This window comes from Coprococcus sp. BIOML-A2 (assembly GCF_009875795.1).
GTDB classification, from domain to species: Bacteria; Bacillota; Clostridia; order Lachnospirales; family Lachnospiraceae; genus Coprococcus; species Coprococcus aceti.
Genome location: NZ_WWSI01000004.1, coordinates 102,423 through 122,711, shown reverse-complemented (window position 1 = coordinate 122,711; position 20,289 = coordinate 102,423). Strand labels below are relative to the sequence as shown.

Sequence of the window (20,289 nt, the reverse complement as noted above, 5' to 3'; positions counted from 1 at the left end):
ATATCTGTGTTATAGCACTGGTATTATTTTGTTGTGATAAAGGAGAATTTATATGCTTTCAACTGATATTGGAGTAGATTTAGGAACGTCAAATGTATTGATCAGCGTAAGAGGTAAGGGAATTGTTGTAAACCAGCCGTCTGTTGTCGCATATGAAGTATCTACAAAAAAAGTAATAGCAATAGGAACAAAAGCCAAGAAAATGATAGGAAAGACTCCGGAGAATATAGAGGTCGTCAGACCTCTCAATAAGGGAGTTATATCTGATTATACAATAGCGGAGATAATGCTCAAGGCATTTATCAGAAGCGCAATGGAGAAACGTTCGGGAGTTGGAAGACCAAGGATATGCGTGTGTGTTCCAAGCGGTGTTACCGAGGTGCAGAGAAGAGCTGTTGAGGAAGCAGTGTACAAGACCGGTGCCAAGACTGTGTATGTCATGGAGGAACCTTTGGCTGCTGCTGTAGGAGCAAATGTAGATATCTATGAGGCAAAGGGTAATATGGTGGTCGACATAGGCGGTGGAACCACGGATATTGCGGTCGTATCCCTTGGTGGTGCAGTGGAGAGCAGCTCCATAAAATACGCCGGAGATGACTATAATAATGCACTCATCAAGTATGCCAGAAGAAAATACAACCTGCTTATAGGTTATCAGACAGCGGAGAATGCGAAGATTGCTGTTGGCTCAGTCGTAAAGCGTGATGAAGATATTGAGTATGTGATCAAGGGCCGTGATCTTATCAAGGGACTTCCAAAGGCTGTAACAATAACTGCGAATGAAACAGTGGATGCATTTGAGGAGACTACAGAGCATATTCTTGGAGCAATACACAATGTTCTTGAGACTGCACCGCCGGAGCTGGTGGCTGACATTGCGGTATCGGGCATTGTGCTTACCGGAGGAGGAAGTCTTATATACGGAATGGACAGAATAATCAAAGAGCGCACAGGGATAGAGGCATATGTATCGGAAAAAGCACTTGAGGCAGTGGCTCTCGGCGCTGGAATGTCTGTCAACCTCAGCGATAAGAAAGAAGATTAAATGTATGGAAAGAGATTATTTGCCGATCTGCATGGAGGACATGAAGAAGAGAGGGTGGACACAGGCGGACTTTGTGTTTGTCATAGGTGATGCCTATGTTGACCATCCCTCATTTGGCCCTGCAATCATAAGCAGATTGCTTGAGAGATATGGATATAAGGTGTGTATGATTGCCCAGCCTGATTGGAAGAATGACAAGAGCATTGATGTTTTTGGCAGACCAAGACTGGGCTTTTTGGTGTGCGGAGGCAATATGGATTCCATGGTGAACCATTATTCCGTGTCCAAGAAGAGAAGGCAGAAGGATTCATTTTCGCCCGGCGGAGAGATGGGACTCAGACCTGATTATGCCACCACGGTTTACTGCAATCTGATAAGGAGAACATACAAGGATGTTCCAATCATAATCGGAGGTATAGAGGCCAGCCTCAGACGTATGGCACACTATGATTATTGGTCTGATAAATTGAAACATTCCATTCTGGTGGATTCATCCGCCGATATACTTTCGTATGGCATGGGTGAGCACAGCATGATAGAGATAGCGGAGGCGCTCGACAGCGGAATAGATGTGAAAGATATCACATTTGTCAGGGGTACATGCTACAGGACAAAGGATATATCCGGTGTGCCCGAGGATTCCATTATACTGCCGGATTATGACAGTCTTTCAAAGGATAGACTGGAATATGCAAGAAGCTTTTATACACAGTATATAAATACAGATCCATACTCGGCTAAAACGCTGGTTGAGGGATACGGAAACAGAGGATATGTTGTTCAGAATCCTCCGGCTTATCCGCTCACCCAGATGGAGATGGACGATGTGTATGATCTGCCATATATGAATAACTACCATCCGATATATGAGGAGGCGGGCGGTATCCCGGCTATATCAGAGATAAAATTCAGTCTGACGAGCAACCGGGGCTGCTTCGGAGGATGCAGCTTCTGCGCACTGACATTTCACCAGGGCAGGATCATACAGACAAGAAGCCACGAGTCACTGATAAAGGAAGCGGAGCGCATGACGCATGATCCTGATTTCAAAGGCTATATACATGATGTCGGAGGGCCGACTGCGAATTTCAGGCATAAATCATGTGCAAAGCAGGATAAATATGGTGTATGCACCAACAAGCAGTGTCTGTTCCCGGAACCGTGCAGGAATCTGAAGGTTGACCACAAGGATTATGTTGAGCTTCTGCGGAAGCTGGAAGCGGTTCCAGGTGTGAAAAAAGTATTTATCAGATCGGGAATACGATTCGATTATGTGATGGCGGACAGCAACGATGAATTCCTGAAAGAGCTTTGCGAGAAGCACATAAGCGGACAGCTCAGAGTTGCGCCGGAGCATGTATCGGATAATGTTCTCAGGATGATGGGCAAGCCACAGAACAGTGTATATGAGAAATTCATTGATAGATACAAAAGGGTAAATGCAAAGACTGGAAAGCAGCAGTATGTTGTTCCGTACCTGATGTCATCACATCCCGGATCTACGCTGAAGGAGGCGGTGGAGCTTGCCGAATATGTAAGGGATATAGGCTATATGCCTGAACAGGTGCAAGATTTCTATCCTACGCCGTCCACGATATCCACATGTATGTACTATACCGGAGTCGATCCTAGAACCATGAAACCGGTATATGTACCTCATAATCCACATGAAAAGGCAATGCAGAAGGCTCTTATGATGTATAGAAAACCGGAGAATTATGATCTGGTCAAAGAGGCGCTCATAAAGGCCGGCAGACAGGATCTTATCGGTTTTGATAAAAAATGTCTGATAGCGCCGAGAAAGATGGACAGGAAAGGTGAACACCAGGGACAACGTTCGTATGGCAAAAATGATAAAAGTAAGAACAATTCAATCAATAATGGTAAAAACAGCAAAAATAATAAAGTTGTTCCACAGAAAAACACAAAATCATCCGGGCAGAAGAATGCTAAAAATGGCAAAAACAGGAATAAAAGGAAATAGCTCCTTCGCGGAGTCGTTCATTTTTGGTTGCGTGGCACATGCTTTTGTGCTAGAATTATGGCAGATTGTGTGAACCTTTAAGGTTTTTTTATATGTAGTCTTATGTCACACTAATATTTTTTTAAATGGAGGATTTGAAAATGGCAAAGAAGATTGTTTTAGCAGGCGCATGTCGTACAGCTATCGGAACAATGGGTGGATCACTCAGCACAACACCAGCAGCAGAGCTTGGTTCAATCGTTATCAAGGAGGCTATCAACAGAGCAGGAGTTCCTGCAGATCAGGTAGACCACGTATACATGGGATGTGTTATCCAGGCTGGTCAGGGACAGAACGTTGCACGTCAGGCTTCAATCAAGGCAGGACTTCCAATCGAGACAACTGCTGTTACAGTTAACGTTGTCTGTGGTTCAGGTCTTAACTGTGTCAACATGGCTGCACAGATGATCGAGGCAGGAGATGCTGATATCGTAGTTGCAGGTGGTATGGAGAATATGTCTATGGCTCCTTACGCTATGATGAAGGGTCGTTTCGGTTACAGAATGAACAATGGTGTACTCGTAGATACAATGGTAAACGATGCTCTCTGGGATGCATTCAATGATTATCACATGATCAAGACAGCTGACAATATCTGTGAGCAGTGGGGTCTTACACGTGAGGAGATTGATGAGTTTGCAGCAAAGAGCCAGCAGAAGGCTGTTGCAGCTCAGGAGTCAGGTGCATTTGATGCTGAGATCGTTCCAGTTATGGTAAAGAAGAAGAAAGAGATGGTTGAGTTCAAGAAGGATGAGGGACCAAGACCTGGTACAACAGTTGAGACACTTTCAAGACTCAGAACAATCAATCCTAACGGATTTGTTACAGCTGGTAACGCTTCAGGTATCAATGATGGTGCTGCAGCTATCGTTGTTATGAGCGAGGAGAAGGCTAAGGAGCTTGGCGTTAAGCCTATGGCTACATGGGTAGCTGGAGCACTTGGCGGAGTTGATCCTTCAATCATGGGTATCGGACCTGTAGCTTCAACCAAGAAGGTTATGGCTAAGACTGGTCTCAAGATTGAGGACTTCGATGTTATCGAGGCAAACGAGGCATTTGCTGCACAGTCAGTAGCAGTTGCTAAGGAACTTGGATTTGATGTTGACAAGCAGGTTAACCCTAACGGTGGTGCTATCGCTCTTGGACATCCAGTTGGAGCTTCAGGATGCCGTATTCTTGTTACACTTCTTCATGAGATGCAGGCAAAGGGTGCTAAGACAGGTCTTGCTACTCTCTGTATCGGTGGTGGAATGGGCTGCTCAACAGTCGTTAAGATCGAGGACTAATTTTAGATAATAAAGGAGATACATCATGGAGTTTGTTACATACGAACAGGATGGATATGTAGGAATTATCACAATCAACCGTCCAAAGGCTTTGAACGCACTCAACAGTGCAGTTCTTGAAGAGCTTGATGCAACATTCAAGGCAGTTGATCTTGATACAACAAGATGTCTTATTCTTACAGGTGCCGGTGAGAAGTCATTTGTTGCCGGAGCTGATATAGGTGAGATGTCAACACTCACAAAGGCAGAGGGAGAGGCCTTCGGTAAGAAGGGTAACGATGTGTTCAGAGCCATTGAGACATTCCCTATCCCAGTCATCGCAGCAGTGAATGGATTCGCTCTTGGCGGCGGATGCGAGATTTCAATGAGCTGTGATATCAGAATCTGCTCAGAGAATGCAATATTCGGTCAGCCAGAGGCTGGTCTTGGAATCACACCTGGTTTTGGCGGAACACAGAGACTTGCACGTCTTGTAGGTGCAGGCATGGCTAAGCAGCTTATCTACACAGCAAGAAACATCAAGGCAGATGAGGCTTACAGAATCGGTCTTGTGAACGCTGTTTATCCACTTGAGGAGCTCCTTCCAGCAGCTAAGAAGATGGCAGCCGGAATCGCAGCAAACGCTCCTATTGCAGTAAGAAACTGCAAGAAGGCTATCAACGATGGCTTACAGGTAGATATGGATCAGGCAATTGTTATTGAAGAGAAGCTTTTTGGTGACTGTTTCGAGACAGAGGATCAGAAGGCAGGAATGGGCAATTTCCTTGAGAAAGACAAGGAGAAGAAACTTAAGGTTGTTCCTTTCCAGAATAAGTAATAATTAACAGTTCTGATATTAACATTTAGGGTGGGGAATCTGATAAAGGTAAACCATCCTAAATGTGTGATATAAGTATTATGGTAGCATGTTAAACGAAACGTATATGAATTTCTCATGTTTACCGGAAAAAAAGATTTAGGAGGACATAAAAATGAAGGTTGGCGTAATTGGTGCAGGAACCATGGGTCAGGGCATTGCTAAGGCATTTGCTCAGGTTGACGGATACGAGGTTGCACTCTGTGATATCAAGCAGGAGTGGGCTGAAGGCGGTAAGGACAAGATCGCTAAGGGTTATGCAAGACTCGTAGAAAAAGGAAAGATGACACAGGAGAAGGTTGATGGTATTCTTGCCAGCATCACTCCAGGTCTTAAGGAAGACTTATGTGCAGACTGCGACCTTATAGTTGAGGCTGCTTTCGAGAACATGGAAGTAAAGAAGACAACATTTGCTGAGCTTGACAAGATCTGCAAGCCAGAGTGTGTATTCGCTTCAAACACATCATCACTTTCTATCACAGAGATTGGAAATGGTCTTACACGTCCTATGATCGGTATGCATTTCTTCAATCCAGCTGACAGAATGAAGCTTATCGAGGTTATCGCAGGTGTTAATACACCAGCTGAGATTGTAGAGAAGATCGTTAAGATCTCAGAGGAGATCGGTAAGACTCCAGTACAGGTTAACGAGGCTGCTGGATTCGTAGTAAACAGAATCCTCATCCCAATGATCAACGAAGCTGCATTCATCAAGATGGAAGGTGTATCAGACATAGCTGGTATTGACGCTGCTATGAAGCTTGGTGCTAACCATCCAATGGGACCACTTGAGTTAGGTGATTTCGTAGGCCTTGATATCTGTCTTGCAATCATGGACGTTCTGTACAATGAGACAGGTGACAGCAAGTATCGTGCATGTCCATTACTTCGTAAGATGGTACGTGGCGGCAACCTTGGTGTTAAGAGCGGCAGAGGATTCTATGTATACAATGCTGATCGTACAAAGACACCAGTTGATGCTCAGTAATAGTGCTAAGTAATATAATATATTCATGGAGGAATAATTAGAATGGATTTCGCTTTAGACAAGAAGTATGAAATGGCGCAGAATTTATTCAGAGAGTTCGCGCAGAATGAAGTAAAGCCTCTTGCTCAGGAAATTGACGAACAGCACAGATTTCCTAGAGAGACTGTAGAGAAGATGGCAAAGTATGGTTTCTTAGGAATCCCTGTTTCTAAGGAGTTAGGCGGACAGGGCTGTGATATTCTCACATATGCTATGTGCGTTGAGGAACTTTCAAAGGTTTGTGGTACTACAGGTGTTATCGTATCAGCACACACATCACTCTGTGTTGATCCTATCGTAACATTTGGTACACCAGCTCAGAAGGAGAAGTATGTTCCTGATCTTGCTTCAGGCAGAAAGCTTGGTGCTTTCGGTCTTACTGAGCCAGGTGCTGGTACAGATGCTCAGGGACAGCAGACAAAGGCTGTACTTGACGGAGACGAGTGGGTACTTAACGGATCAAAGTGCTTCATCACAAACGGTAAAGAGGCTGACGTATATATCGTTATCGCAGTTACTGGTATCGTTGAGAAGCGTGGCAGAAAGATGAAGGAGATCTCAGCATTCATCGTAGAGAAGGGTACACCTGGATTTACATTCGGTACAAAGGAGAACAAGATGGGTATCTGTGGTTCTTCAACATACGAGCTTATCTTCACAGACTGCCGTATTCCAAAGGACGCTCTTCTTGGACAGAAGGGTAAGGGATTCAATATCGCTATGCACACACTTGACGGTGGACGTATCGGTATCGCTGCTCAGGCTCTTGGTATTGCAGAGGGCGCTCTCGAGACAACAGTAAACTATGTTAAAGAGAGAAAGCAGTTCGGCAGATCAATCGCTCAGTTCCAGAATACACAGTTTGTTCTTGCAGACCTTGCAACAAAGATCGAGGCAGCTAAGCTTCTCGTATACAAGGCAGCAAGAAAGAAGGATGAGTACCAGAGCGGTGCTAAGGTTTCTTACTCAGTAGAGGCAGCTATGGCTAAGCTTTACGCAGCCGAGGTTGCTATGGAAGTTACTACAAAGTGTGTTCAGTTACACGGTGGTTACGGTTACATCAAGGAGTACGATGTTGAGCGTATGATGCGTGATGCTAAGATTACAGAGATCTACGAGGGAACTTCAGAGGTTCAGCGTATGGTTATTTCTGCAAACTTATTAAAGTAATATAGGAGGTACTTAACGTGAAGGTTATAGTTTGTATAAAGCAGGTACCTGATACAAAGGGTGGAGTACAGTTCAACCCAGACGGTACATTAAACAGAGCAGCAATGCTTACAATCATGAACCCTGATGATAAGGCAGGACTTGAGGCTGCACTTAGATTAAAGGATCAGTATGGTGCAGAGGTAACAGTTCTTACAATGGGTCTTCCAAAGGCTGCTGACGTTCTTCAGGAAGCAATCGCTATGGGAGCTGACAAGGGTGTTCTTGTAACAGACCGTGTTCTTGGTGGAGCTGATACATGGGCTACATCAACAACAATCGCTGGAGCTCTCAGAAAGCTTGATTATGATCTGATCATAACAGGTCGTCAGGCTATCGATGGAGATACAGCTCAGGTTGGACCACAGATCGCTGAGCATCTTGGAATTCCTGTAATTTCATATGCACAGGAGATCAAGGTTGACGGAGACGCAGTTATCGTTAAGCGTCAGTATGATGACGGATATCATATGTTAAAGGCTAAGATGCCTTGCCTTGTAACAGCACTTTCTGAGTTAAATGAGCCAAGATACATGACTCCAGGTGGAATCTTCGATGCAGTTAATGCAGAGATCACAACACTTGGCAGAGCAGACCTCGTTGATGTTGATGATTCTAACATCGGTCTTAAGGGCTCACCTACAAAGATCGCTAAGGCTTCAGATAAGGTAAGAAAGGGTGCAGGCGAGAAGGTTGTTCCTGATTCTCCAGATGAGGCAGTTAGCTATATTGTTGGCAAGTTAAAGGATAAGCATGTAATCTAATATAGTAAAGGAAAAGTGGTGAATAAAATGGGCGCAATGAACGCAGAAGAAATGAAGAACTACAAAGGCGTATTTGTCTTTGCACAGCAGGTAGATAATAAGTTAAGTGGTATTTCTTTCGAGCTTATCGGCGAAGGAAAGAGACTGGCAGAGAAGCTTGATGAGCAGGTAACTGCAGTCCTTATCGGTTCAGACGTTAAGGGTCTTGTAGATGAGCTTGCAGAGTACGGCGCAGATAGAGTTATCGTTGTTGACGATCCAGAGCTCAAGGAGTACAGAACTGAGCCATATGCACACGCACTTGCATCAGTTATCAATGAGTACAAGCCAGAGATCGTTTTAGTTGGTGCTACAGCAATCGGTAGAGATCTTGGTCCAACAGTTTCAGCAAGAGTTGCTACAGGTCTTACAGCAGACTGTACATTACTTGAGATCGGTGATTTCCCTCTTGTTGCACTTCCAAATCAGGAGCAGAAGCACAATCAGCTTCTTATGACACGTCCTGCATTCGGTGGTAACACAATCGCTACAATCGCATGTCCTGACAACCGTCCACAGATGGCTACAGTTCGTCCAGGTGTTATGCAGAAGCTTGACAAGGTAGCTGGTAAGAAGGCAGAGGTTATCGAGTACAATCCAGGATTCGTACCTAACAACAAGTATGTTGAGATTCTTGAGATCTCAAAGGCTATCTCAGATATCAAGGATATCATGGATGCTAAAATCCTTGTTTCAGGTGGTCGTGGAGTTGGTTCAGCAGAGAACTTCAAGCTCCTTGATGATCTTGCAGAGGTACTTGGTGGACAGGTATCATGCTCACGTGCAGTTGTAGATTCAGGCTGGAAGCCAAAGGAGCTTCAGGTTGGTCAGACTGGTAAGACAGTTCGTCCACAGGTATACTTCGCAATCGGTATTTCAGGTGCTATCCAGCACGTAGCTGGTATGGAAGAGTCAGACATCATCGTTGCTATCAACAAGGATGAGGATGCTCCTATCTTTGATGTAGCTGACTATGGTGTAGTTGGAGATCTCAACAAGATCGTTCCAGCTCTTACAGAGGCTATCAAAGCAGAGCTTGCTAATAAGTAATTAACAGATTGTTTGTCATATAGATAATTTTAGATTATCAATTATAAGTTCCCCTCTTGGATTTGATGTTCAAGAGGGGGATTTTTTGAGCTGTATGGTGGTCTGAATTGTAGAATCGTTTGAATTGCATAGGGCTGTTGCAGGATGAATTCAGGTACGGAATGATTTGTGTGCGGCTACGTGAGGGTTGTGTTGAGGATATACTTGCGAAAAATTATGTGCTGTTTTTTATTGAGTGTCCGTTTTCATTACTAGGGATACTCTGCTCGATGATGAGTGAATAGCATTATTAGTGAGCTATAAATGAATTGATGATTGTAAATGTGAATATATGGGTCCAATATACGAGTCGGTGAATTGAGTCGATGAGAAATCGATAAATCGAAAATTAGAAATCAGAAAATAGAGATCGAAAATCAAAATACAAGTGTATTGTAAATAATACAAAAATAATGTAATATTAATTAGTTTGAGTATAGTAGATAAAGAGAGTATGCATGTGAGGATAAGTGCAAGTGAAGATAAGTGTGTGTGAGGATAAGCACAAATGGCAGGTATAGTACATTATGCACAGCAGGAGCATGCAGAGGAGAGGTACATATGAAAGAGAAAGACAGCGTCGAAAATAATGAAAAATCACCTGATAACAGAAAAAAATCTGGTGAGAAAATAATATCTGATAATAAAACAATATCTGCTAATGGAAAGGCGTTCGCAGGTGAGAGCAGAGAAAATAAGATGGGTGTGATGTCTGAGGGAAAGCTTCTGATGTCAATGTCACTTCCTATGATAATTTCCATGCTGTTCCAGGCTATGTACAATGTTGTGGACAGTGTGTTTGTGTCAAGATTCAGCATGGACGGACTTACGGCTGTGTCCACGGCATTTCCGATACAGAATCTGATGATAGGAGTTTTCTCGGGACTGGGAGTTGGCTTTAATGCGTTTATATCCAAGGCACTTGGAGAGAAGAAATTTGACAGGGCAAATGAAGTTGCCAGACAGGGAATATTCCTTGAGGCGATAGGATATGTGATATTCCTGATAATAGGTTTATTCTTTGCAAGGACATTCATGGAAAGTCAGACGGGGGATGCACGGGTAATCCAATATGGAACAGAGTATCTCAAGGTGTGCTGCTGTTGTGCTTTCGGTATAGCTTTCCAGATGACATTTGAGAGATTGCTGCAGTCCACGGGACGTACAATGTACAGTATGATAACCCAGATACTCGGTGCTGTCATCAATCTTATACTTGATCCTATAATGATATTTGGTCTTCTCGGATGTCCACAAATGGGAGTAAAGGGTGCTGCCATTGCAACTGTATGTGGACAGTGTATAGCCGGAACTCTTGCTATGATATTCAATATCAAGAAGAATCCGGATCTCCATATAACACTCAGAAGATTCAGGCCACATGGCGAGATAATTGGTAAGATTCTCAGCGTAGGTGTGCCGTCGGTTATCATGGTTGCAATAGGTTCTGTGATGAATTATTTCCTGAATCTGATACTGTACTCATTCTCGAAATTGGCCGTTGCAGTGTTCGGAGCGTATTTCAAGGTGCAGAGTATGGCATTTATGCCTGTATTCGGATTGAACAACGGAATGATACCGATAATTTCATACAACTACGGAGCGCAGAAACCTGACAGAATGAAACGCACCATGAAGCTTGGTGTGATGGTCGGTTGTTCCATTATGGTATTCTGTCTTGCTATCATGCAGGTATTTCCGGGACAGATACTTAAAATATTTGATGCCACAGATGAGATGCTGTTGATGGGGATACCAGCGGTCAGGATCATGAGTACAGCGTTTATATTTGCGGGATTTTCTGTCACATGTTCGGGAATGTTTCAGGCTGTAGGAAAGGGCGTGTACAGTATGATAGTGTCTATGGCGAGACAGCTTTTTGTCATACTTCCTGTGGCATATTTCCTGTCGAAAGCAATGAACAGTGTGAATGGTGTGTGGTCAGCGTTCCCTATCGCAGAGGTTTTCAGCGTGATCATATCGACGATCTTTCTTCTCAGGGTCTATAAGAAAATAGTAAAGCCTATGGAAAGCGTCTAAAGAGATTAAGAGACGAAGATAATGAGATATGATGAGAGCATAATAATATATACATAGCACGTGGCATTTGTATTGTGGTAGAATACTATATAGTAATATAGTTTCGTGTGATGAATGCAGTGTTGCATTTGTCATTGACAAGTGACAGAAAAGGTAATGGAAAGAGAGCGAAAATGGGAAAGTTAATATATATGGATCATGCAGCGACGACGGCGGTGAGACCTGAAGTGCTCGACGCCATGTTGCCTTATTTTACAGAAAAGTTTGGAAACCCTTCAGGCGTATATACATTTGCATCGAGAAATAAGGATGTGATAAATGTGGCGAGGGATATAATTGCTGATTCGCTTGGCGCAAAGCCTGAGGAGATCTATTTCACGGGCGGTGGTTCGGAATCGGATAACTGGGCTTTAAAGGCTGCAGCGGAAGCCTTTCAGGATAAGGGAAAACATATAATTACGACCAGGATAGAGCACCATGCCATTCTTCACACATGTCAGTATCTGGAGAAGAGGGGCTTTGACGTGACATATCTGGATGTGGATGAGAAGGGGATGGTTGATCCTGACAGGCTGGAGTCGGCGATAAGACCGGATACGATCCTCATCTCGGTTATGGCTGCAAACAATGAGATAGGAACCATAGAGCCGATAAGCAGGATAGGAGCTATTGCGCATGAACATGGCATTCTATTCCACACGGATGCGGTTCAGGCGTATGGACAGATACCACTGGATGTAAATGCCATGAACATAGATATGCTCAGCAGCAGCGGACATAAGCTTAATGGCCCGAAGGGAATCGGGTTTCTGTATATACGGAGCGGAATAAAGCTTGGAAGCTTTATCCACGGAGGCCAGCAGGAGCGAGGAAGACGTGCCGGAACAGAGAATGTACCGGGGATTGTAGGAATGGGCAAAGCTGCGGAGCTTGCGATGCTCTCAATGGAAGATCGGATGAAGCAGGAGACAGATATCAGAGATCATATAATACACAGAATTTTATCGGAGATTCCTTATTCCAGACTGAACGGACATGACAAAGACAGACTTCCGAACAATGTAAATGTCAGCTTCCAGTTCGTTGAGGGCGAGACGATCCTCATCATGCTTGATATGGCGGGCATATGTGCTTCTGCCGGTTCCGCATGTACATCGGGTTCTGTTGATCCCTCCCATGTGCTGACAGCTATAGGGCTTCCGAAGGAGATATCCCATGGTGCGGTCAGACTGACTCTGGGATATGAGAACACCATGGATGAGGCGGATGCGGTGGTAGATAATCTCAAGAGAATCGTGGAAAATCTCAGAAAAATGTCACCTGCGTATCAGGATTTTGCCAGGAGAAACATGTAAATTACACAAGATATAACTATGTATAAAGAGGGAAAAAATTTGGTCGATACAGATAAGAAGACAGTGTGTGTTGGTATGTCAGGCGGAGTCGACTCGTCGGTTGCCGCACTTTTGCTCAAGGAGCAGGGCTACAATGTAATAGGAGTTACCATGCAGATATGGCAGGATGAGGACAGGGACGTGGTGAGTGCCCATGCCGGATGCTGCGGACTTTCTGCTGTGGATGATGCCAGGCGTGTGGCATCGCAGCTCGATATTCCGTATTACGTTATGAATTTCAAGGAAGAATTCAAGAAGTACGTAATAGACTATTTTGTGGACGAATACAAATGCGGAAGAACTCCGAATCCATGTATTGCATGCAACAGATATGTAAAATGGGAGTCTCTGCTTACGAGATGCATGGCCATCGGGGGCGATTATATTGCTACGGGACACTATGCAAGGATCATACAGCTTCCAAATGGCAGATATACTCTCCAGGAGGCCAGGGGAATAGAGAAGGATCAGACATATGCTCTCTACAATCTCACCCAGGAGCAGCTCGCCAGGACACTCATGCCGGTTGGAGAGTACAGCAAGCCTGAGATCAGAAAAATTGCAGAGGACCACAGACTTATGGTGGCTCACAAGCCGGATAGCCAGGATATATGCTTTGTGCCAGATGGAGATTACGCCGGTTATCTTGAGAATGAAGCAGGACTTAAGGCGGTTCCGGGAGATTTTGTAGACATACATGGCAATGCGATCGGAAGACATAAGGGAATCATACACTACACCATAGGACAGAGAAAAGGACTTGGACTTGCGATGGGGCATCCGGTATTTGTGGTGGACATCATACCTGAGACAAATCAGGTTGTTATAGGAGAGAACGGAGATGTATTTTCAGAAAGGCTGATATGCAACAGACTGAACTTTATGTCCATAGAGGATCTCACGGAGCCAATGCATGTCAAGGCGAAGATCAGATACAATCATAAGGGAAGTATGTGTACCATCAGAAAGATAGATGAAGATCTGGTAGAAGCAGTATTTGACGAGCCGGTAAGAGCTGTGACAAAGGGACAGGCTGTAGTGTTCTATGAAGATGATCATGTGCTTGGCGGAGGAAGCATCTGTTGACAGGGTTTTACAAAGGGTGATGGTCTGACATAAGGAGATTTCGTATGGGTGATACAGGCAGAGAAGTTTTGCGCAAAGACGTCAAAGTGCGTGGATGGATATTGTTTGGTATCTTTTCAGTGATTTTTGTTTTTATGATAATCACTATATGCTCCATGATACATAATGGAGAGTTTGAATTGAATAGTTTCACAGGGCCATTGATTTTTCTGACTGTAATTTCGGTTATATGCATATGGGATGGCATTAGGATTATACGGACTCCGGAGAAGTTGCTCAACCGAGAGAATAAAAATCATGGTGGCAGTGTGTTTGAAATGGCAGACAAATTGTATGGTGATATTATCTATGAGAATAAATACATTATGGCTTCACATGAGGTTATCGCATCAAAGACAATGAGATACAACCTTGCGTACAGATGGGATGTGTATCTTATAACATATGTATATACGAGTATGCGAAGAGGCAAATTGGAATATTACTGTATGTATACTGGAAATCATGAAAATAATGTATATATTAATTTAAGAGGACTTGTGACCGGAAAGAGAAAAAAGAAAGTCCTTGACATGCTCCTCAGTTATTGCCCAAATGCGATATATGGTGATCTGGATGGCGCCGGAGGCGATTATCTTGAAAAAATGAGAAAAACAGACATTCATGATATACCACATAGTCCGTACTATACAGGAAACAATACATAATGAGATATGAAACAAATAGAGCAGTCAGGTGACTGCCGGAATTGAATTTACGGTATAAAAAAGATGGAACATATAAGCCATTGAACTGGCGTATGTGTTCCATCTTTTTATATTTATAAGTATATAAATTGATATTTTGCAATTTTTTTTTACAGCGGATTGAATTCTGGCTTTCTGTTCTTGAATGTACAGTAGTATCTGTAGCCGAGTGATGTGAGGGCATCCCTTGCATATGTCTCAAAATCATAGCACAGATATTCGGGCTTGTGTGCATCAGATCCCACTGTGATGATCTCGCCACCCATATCCTTGTAGAGTTTCAGGATATCCATGTGAGGATGTGCGTAACTCATATTCTTGTACAGGCTTCCGGTATTGATCTCTATACCTTTTCCCTTTGGGATGATTATTTTGAAAATCTGTTCAAGCACATCATTATAATCTGCCATCCTAAAGATCTTCTCGCCTGATGGGCAGTATCTTACTACGTAGTCAAGATGACCATATACGTCAAAGTCATCTATCAGAGTCACATTCTCAAGAATGGACTCAAAGTAATCACGTATACCTTCTATCTCTGTACGTCCCTCATAGTAAGCTGGATAGTATGGGTCGAGGCCCCTGACAAGGTGTGATGATCCTATGATAAAGTCCAGTTCATTTTTGTATTTATCAGCAATGTCCCTTGCCTTGCCGGCAACCGTATTCATGAGACCGAGTTCCACGCCGCTTCTCACGTCAATCCGATCTCCGTATCTGTGTCGTATTTCGTCTATCGCAGCAAAGTACGAATCGAAATCAAGTTGGAAGTCAAAACCGTCCTCCGGATTGATAGGAAAGTCTATATCGTGGTGATCTGTCAGACAGATCTTTGGAATTCCAAGTTGTATTGCCTTCTGGATTATACTGTCCAGTGGAGCGGAAGAGTCGCTTGAGAACTCCGAATGTATATGCGAATCACAGATGATCATTTTCTGTATACCTCCGTTTATAATCATTGCGTTTCATATTATAACATAAAACACTGAAAAAAATATATAAAGTAAAGCTGTTGAGTAATCTTATTATTATCAAATTGTAGTAGAAACATTTTTTCTATAGCCTCAGCCCATTAGTATAATTTGTTAAAACAAATTTGTCTATTTTGGATAGATGATAACTAAAAAAATGAGATTAAGGCTTGAAATTTATACCTAAAGAATGTATGATTAGCTTGTGTATTTAACACGATTTATTTGCTACGTTCCCGCGTAGCAGATTGATAAATACTTTTATTATATTTCAAAAACCTAGGAGGAATAAAAAATGGCAGTAAAAGTAGCAATTAACGGTTTTGGACGTATTGGTCGTCTTGCATTCAGACAGATGTTCGGTGCAGAGGGTTATGAAGTTGTTGCAATCAACGATTTAACAAAGCCTTCAATGCTTGCAGATCTTCTCAAGTACGATACAGCACAGGGTGGATACTGTGGCAAGATCGGTGAGAACCTTCACACAGTTTCAGCTGATGATGAGGCTAACACAATCACAGTTGATGGTAAGACTCTTACAATCTACAAGGAGGCAGATGCAAACAACCTTCCTTGGGGTAAGATCGGTGTTGATGTAGTTCTTGAGTGTACTGGTTTCTACTGCTCAAAGGAGAAGTCAATGGCTCATATCAACGCAGGTGCTAAGAAGGTTGTTATCTCAGCTCCAGCTGGTAATGATCTTAAGACTATCGTATTCTCAGTTAACCAGGATACATTAACAGCTGATGATCAGATCATCTCAGCAGCTTCATGTACAACTAACTGTCTTGCACCAATGGCTAAGGCTCTTAATGACTATGCTCCAATCCAGTCTGGTATCATGTCAACAATCCACGCTTACACAGGTGATCAGATGATACTTGACGGACCACACAGAAAGGGCGATTTAAGAAGAGCTAGAGCAGGTGCTGCTAATATCGTTCCTAACTCAACAGGTGCTGCTAAGGCTATCGGTCTTGTTATCCCAGAGTTAAATGGCAAGCTTATCGGATCAGCTCAGAGAGTTCCAGTTCCAACAGGTTCAACAACAATCCTTACAGCAGTTGTTAAGGGTGCTGATGTAACAGTTGATGGAATCAACGCTGCAATGAAGGCTGCTGCTTCAGAGTCATTCGGTTACAACACAGATCCAATCGTTTCATCAGATGTTATCGGTATGAGATATGGTTCATTATTTGATTCAACTCAGACAATGGTATCAAAGATCGCTGATGATTTATATGAGGTTCAGGTTGTTTCATGGTATGACAATGAGAACTCATACACAAGCCAGATGGTTAGAACAATCAAGTACTTCGCAGAGTTAGCATAAGTTATTTCAAGCTATAATTAGCTTTTATAATGTAAGCTCATTTAAAAGTATTTATTAGACCTAATAGAGGGTCCGGTCTCCAAGGACCGGGCCCTTTTTTCTTCGTAGGAAGCAATTATGCGTTTCTATGTTCCCGCATAAGAGCGGGTAGGTAGCTGGGCAGAGGACAACTTATAGTTTTCTGTTCTATAACATTATTTAGGAGGAATTAGAAATGTCATTAAACAAGAAATCAGTAGATGATATCAATGTTAAGGGCAAGCGCGTGCTTTGCAGATGCGACTTCAATGTACCATTAAAGAACGGAGAGATCACAGACGAGAACAGACTCGTTGCAGCTCTTCCTACTATCAAGAAGCTTATCGCTGACGGTGGAAAGGTTATTCTTTGCTCACACCTTGGAAAGGTTAAGACTGAGGAAGACAAGCAGACTAAGACCCTTGCACCAGTTGCTAAGAGACTTACAGAGCTCCTTGGACAGGAGGTTAAGTTTGTACCAAGCCTTGAGGTTGTTGACGACACAGTTAAGGCTGCAGTTGACGCTATGAAGGACGGAGATGTAATCCTTCTTGAGAATACACGTTTCAGAGCTGAAGAGACAAAGAACGGAGAGGCTTTCTCTAAGGATCTTGCAAGCATCTGTGATGTATTTGTAAATGATGCATTCGGAACAGCTCACAGAGCTCACTGCTCAAACGTTGGTGTTGCTGGACTTGTTGACACAGCAGTAGTTGGTTACTTAATGCAGAAGGAGATCGACTTCCTTGGCAATGCAGTAGAGAACCCAGTTAGACCATTTGTAGCTATCCTCGGTGGTGCTAAGGTTGCTGACAAGCTCAATGTTATTTCAAACCTTCTTGAGAAGTGTGATACACTTATCATCGGTGGTGGTATGGCTTACACATTCCTTAAGGCTAAGGGATATGAGATCGGTAAGTCACTTGTAGACGATTCTAAGATCGATTACTGCAAGGAGATGATGGCAAAGGCAGAGAGCCTTGGCAAGAAGCTTCTTCTTCCAGTTGATACAGTTATGATCGAGGATTTCCCTAACCCTATCGACGATCCAAGCATCAAGACAGAGGTATTTGACGCTGACAAGATGCCTGCAGACAAGGAAGGCTGCGATATCGGACCTAAGACTATCGAGCTTTACTCAGACGCAGTTAAGACAGCTAAGACAGTTGTTTGGAATGGACCTATGGGTGTATTCGAGAACCCTGTACTTGCAGCCGGTACAAAGGCAGTTGCAGCAGCACTTGCTGATACAGATGCTACAACAATCATCGGTGGTGGAGATTCAGCAGCAGCAGTTAACCAGCTTGGTTACGGTTCAAAGATGAGCCACATCTCAACAGGTGGTGGAGCTTCACTTGAGTTCCTTGAGGGTAAGGAGCTTCCGGGCGTAGCAGCAGCTAACGACAAGTAATTTGTATATCACTGAGATATAAAGATTATACTGGTGGGTGCCGGTTCAGGCCGGTACTCATCAAAAAATACAAATATAAGAGGTAGATTACAATGGCAAGAAAGAAGATTATTGCAGGTAACTGGAAGATGAACAAGACTCCTAGCGAGGCTGTTGAGCTTGTTAACCTGTTAAAGGACTTAGTAAAGAATGATGACGTAGATGTAGTATACTGTGTACCAGCTATCGATATCGTACCAGTTGTTGAGGCAACAAAGGGAACAAACGTAGCTGTAGGTGCAGAGAACATGTACTTCGAGGAGAGCGGAGCTTACACAGGCGAGATCTCAGCAGCAATGCTTGTTGATGCTGGTGTTAAGTACGTTATCATCGGACATTCAGAGCGTCGTGATTACTTTAAGGAGGATGATGTTCTTCTCAACAAGAAGGTTAAGAAGGCATTTGAGGCTGGTATCACCCCTATTCTTTGCTGTGGTGAGTCACTTGAGCAGAGAGAGCTCGGTGTTACTATGGACTGGATCCGTCTTCAGATCAAGTCAGATCTCGCTGGCGTAACAGCAGATCAGGTTAAGTCAATGGTTATCGCTTACGAGCCAATCTGGGCTATCGGAACAGGTAAGACAGCTACATCAGATCAGGCACAGGAAGTATGTAAGGGAATCCGTGATCTCATCGCTGAGATCTACGATACAGATACAGCTGAGGCGGTAAGAATTCAGTACGGCGGTTCTATGAACGCTGGCAACGCTGCTGAGCTCCTTGCAAAGCCAGACATCGACGGTGGTCTTATCGGCGGTGCTTCACTCAAGGCTGATTTCGGTCAGGTTGTAAATGCCGGAAAGTAATTTTAAACAGGCCAAAATATATTAGTTTTAGATTAAATCTGATATAGAATATTGAAAGGGATTATCAAGTGCTTTATCACAAGGTAATCCCTTTTGTTTACGCTTAGAAAAACAAGGAGGTATATTTCAGGAACTAAGTATTGTTTTTATGAAATGGGGTTTGCCTTAAATTTATATTTCTATAGTTCGCAGGTGTTAGACCAGTATGTAATCTGAACTGTTCGGTAAAATAACTCTGACTTGGAAATGCGAGAGTCTGTGCTATCTGGGCAGGGCTATAATCAGAGTATATGAGCATGTTCCTTGCAGTATCAAGTTTTAGCATTTTTATATAATGTCCGATATTATCTCCGGTCTCTTTTTTGAACAGCCTTGACAGGTATGACGGGGTGAGATTGACACGTTTTGCCAGAAGTTCAACAGTGATCCTAGTATGCAGATGATCGTATATGTAGTCTATGCACTCTGCGACCGGTTTGGAGCATATGGAATTTTTCTTAAGGTTTCGCATTTTTTTTGCATAGTCGATGCACATGAACGCATGTAATTCAGATATATCCTCCACAGACTTCATTGTATCTGACTTTTTTATATAAAAATCACTGAGATTGTAAGCAGTTGCCACATCGAGACCACCTTCAATACAGTATCTTGCAACAAGGGCTGTTGTTATGACAAAATGATATCTTATGTTGTTGACCGGCTTTTCAGATAGTAAGCCGAGTCCTTTTTTATCCTTAAGTGGTGAGGCTTTACACAATTCTTTAACCTGTTCTATATCTCCATTTTGTATTATTGAGTAAAATTCAAGTTCAGGGTTATAGGGCGCTCTATTGGTTGAATCTTCGCGTCTTATAAATTCCTGGTAGAATATTTCCTTTGAGTATTTCATATGTGTATAAATCCTTTCCAGTAAATTGTGTCAGGGTAAAAATTTATATGTTATCAAAAGTTTATAAAAGTCTTACTTTACAACTCCTCTATAATATATCATGTAAACTATATAAAAAGCAATAAAACGATATATGGCAAATGTATAAGATGTTATTATCAAAATACTTTATAAAGATGCGACGTCGTAAATATTATTATTTTATTTTTGGAGAG

At 42.9% G+C, this 20,289-nt stretch carries 17 protein-coding genes; 15 read left to right on the top strand and 2 right to left on the bottom strand.

The genetic code is table 11. From position 1 onward, the window contains the following. Window positions 1-52: 52 nt before the first annotated feature. The 12 genes from GT575_RS10115 to GT575_RS10060 all read left to right on the top strand — a co-directional run bounded on the left by GT575_RS10115 (window position 53) and on the right by GT575_RS10060 (window position 14,565). A complete protein-coding gene (locus tag GT575_RS10115; RefSeq protein ID WP_015535004.1) occupies window positions 53-1,045 on the top strand; it encodes a rod shape-determining protein in 993 nt (330 codons plus the stop codon). 4 nt (window positions 1,046-1,049) lie between these two features. Continuing rightward, a complete protein-coding gene (locus GT575_RS10110) occupies window positions 1,050-3,029 on the top strand; it encodes a YgiQ family radical SAM protein (RefSeq protein ID WP_161171940.1) in 1,980 nt (659 codons plus the stop codon). A 140-nt stretch (window positions 3,030-3,169) separates the two neighbouring features. After that, window positions 3,170-4,354, top strand: coding sequence for an acetyl-CoA C-acetyltransferase (locus GT575_RS10105; protein ID WP_044998303.1), 1,185 nt, complete (start codon window positions 3,170-3,172; stop codon window positions 4,352-4,354). Between the two features lie 25 nt (window positions 4,355-4,379). Beyond that, window positions 4,380-5,171 carry an enoyl-CoA hydratase-related protein gene (locus tag GT575_RS10100; protein WP_004852940.1) on the top strand — a complete coding sequence of 264 codons (792 nt, stop codon included), beginning with the start codon at window positions 4,380-4,382 and terminating at the stop codon, window positions 5,169-5,171. Between the two features lie 154 nt (window positions 5,172-5,325). Further along, window positions 5,326-6,198, top strand: coding sequence for a 3-hydroxyacyl-CoA dehydrogenase family protein (locus GT575_RS10095; protein ID WP_022216397.1), 873 nt, complete (start codon window positions 5,326-5,328; stop codon window positions 6,196-6,198). Window positions 6,199-6,240: 42 nt separating this feature from the next. After that, entirely contained in the window at window positions 6,241-7,407 is a 1,167-nt protein-coding gene (locus tag GT575_RS10090; protein ID WP_004852934.1) for an acyl-CoA dehydrogenase, read from the top strand. 17 nt (window positions 7,408-7,424) lie between these two features. Further along, window positions 7,425-8,210 (top strand): electron transfer flavoprotein subunit beta/FixA family protein, encoded by a 786-nt coding sequence (locus GT575_RS10085; protein ID WP_022058361.1) that lies wholly within the window; start codon window positions 7,425-7,427, stop codon window positions 8,208-8,210. 27 nt (window positions 8,211-8,237) lie between these two features. Next, complete coding sequence (locus GT575_RS10080) at window positions 8,238-9,299, top strand: electron transfer flavoprotein subunit alpha/FixB family protein (RefSeq protein ID WP_015535002.1); 1,062 nt, start codon at window positions 8,238-8,240, stop codon at window positions 9,297-9,299. Window positions 9,300-9,899: 600 nt separating this feature from the next. After that, window positions 9,900-11,378, top strand: coding sequence for an MATE family efflux transporter (locus tag GT575_RS10075; RefSeq protein ID WP_161171939.1), 1,479 nt, complete (start codon window positions 9,900-9,902; stop codon window positions 11,376-11,378). A gap of 173 nt (window positions 11,379-11,551) precedes the next feature. Continuing rightward, window positions 11,552-12,733 (top strand): cysteine desulfurase NifS, encoded by a 1,182-nt coding sequence (gene nifS, locus GT575_RS10070; RefSeq protein ID WP_161171938.1) that lies wholly within the window; start codon window positions 11,552-11,554, stop codon window positions 12,731-12,733. A gap of 39 nt (window positions 12,734-12,772) precedes the next feature. Continuing rightward, complete coding sequence (gene mnmA, locus GT575_RS10065; protein WP_256364704.1) at window positions 12,773-13,858, top strand: tRNA 2-thiouridine(34) synthase MnmA; 1,086 nt, start codon at window positions 12,773-12,775, stop codon at window positions 13,856-13,858. A gap of 317 nt (window positions 13,859-14,175) precedes the next feature. Then, entirely contained in the window at window positions 14,176-14,565 is a 390-nt protein-coding gene (locus GT575_RS10060) for a hypothetical protein (protein WP_055272917.1), read from the top strand. Between the two features lie 149 nt (window positions 14,566-14,714). On the opposite strand, the gene GT575_RS10055 is transcribed toward GT575_RS10060, so the two are convergent. After that, a complete protein-coding gene (locus tag GT575_RS10055; RefSeq protein WP_022216403.1) occupies window positions 14,715-15,536 on the bottom strand; it encodes a histidinol-phosphatase HisJ family protein in 822 nt (273 codons plus the stop codon). A gap of 334 nt (window positions 15,537-15,870) precedes the next feature. Between GT575_RS10055 and gap the strand changes: the two genes are divergently transcribed. From gap to tpiA, 3 genes are all read left to right on the top strand, one after another. Continuing rightward, the gene (gap, locus tag GT575_RS10050; RefSeq protein WP_004852921.1) at window positions 15,871-16,908 is read left to right on the top strand and encodes a type I glyceraldehyde-3-phosphate dehydrogenase; all 1,038 of its coding nucleotides are present in this window, start codon (window positions 15,871-15,873) and stop codon (window positions 16,906-16,908) included. A gap of 214 nt (window positions 16,909-17,122) precedes the next feature. Then, on the top strand, window positions 17,123-18,337 hold the full coding sequence (locus GT575_RS10045) for a phosphoglycerate kinase (RefSeq protein ID WP_022216404.1): 1,215 nt from the start codon (window positions 17,123-17,125) through the stop codon (window positions 18,335-18,337). A gap of 92 nt (window positions 18,338-18,429) precedes the next feature. Beyond that, entirely contained in the window at window positions 18,430-19,182 is a 753-nt protein-coding gene (tpiA, locus tag GT575_RS10040; RefSeq protein WP_004852916.1) for a triose-phosphate isomerase, read from the top strand. 133 nt (window positions 19,183-19,315) lie between these two features. On the opposite strand, the gene GT575_RS10035 is transcribed toward tpiA, so the two are convergent. Continuing rightward, window positions 19,316-20,074: a helix-turn-helix domain-containing protein gene (locus GT575_RS10035; RefSeq protein WP_022216405.1), complete on the bottom strand. Its 759-nt coding sequence runs from the start codon at window positions 20,072-20,074 to the stop codon at window positions 19,316-19,318. Window positions 20,075-20,289 lie beyond the last annotated feature (215 nt).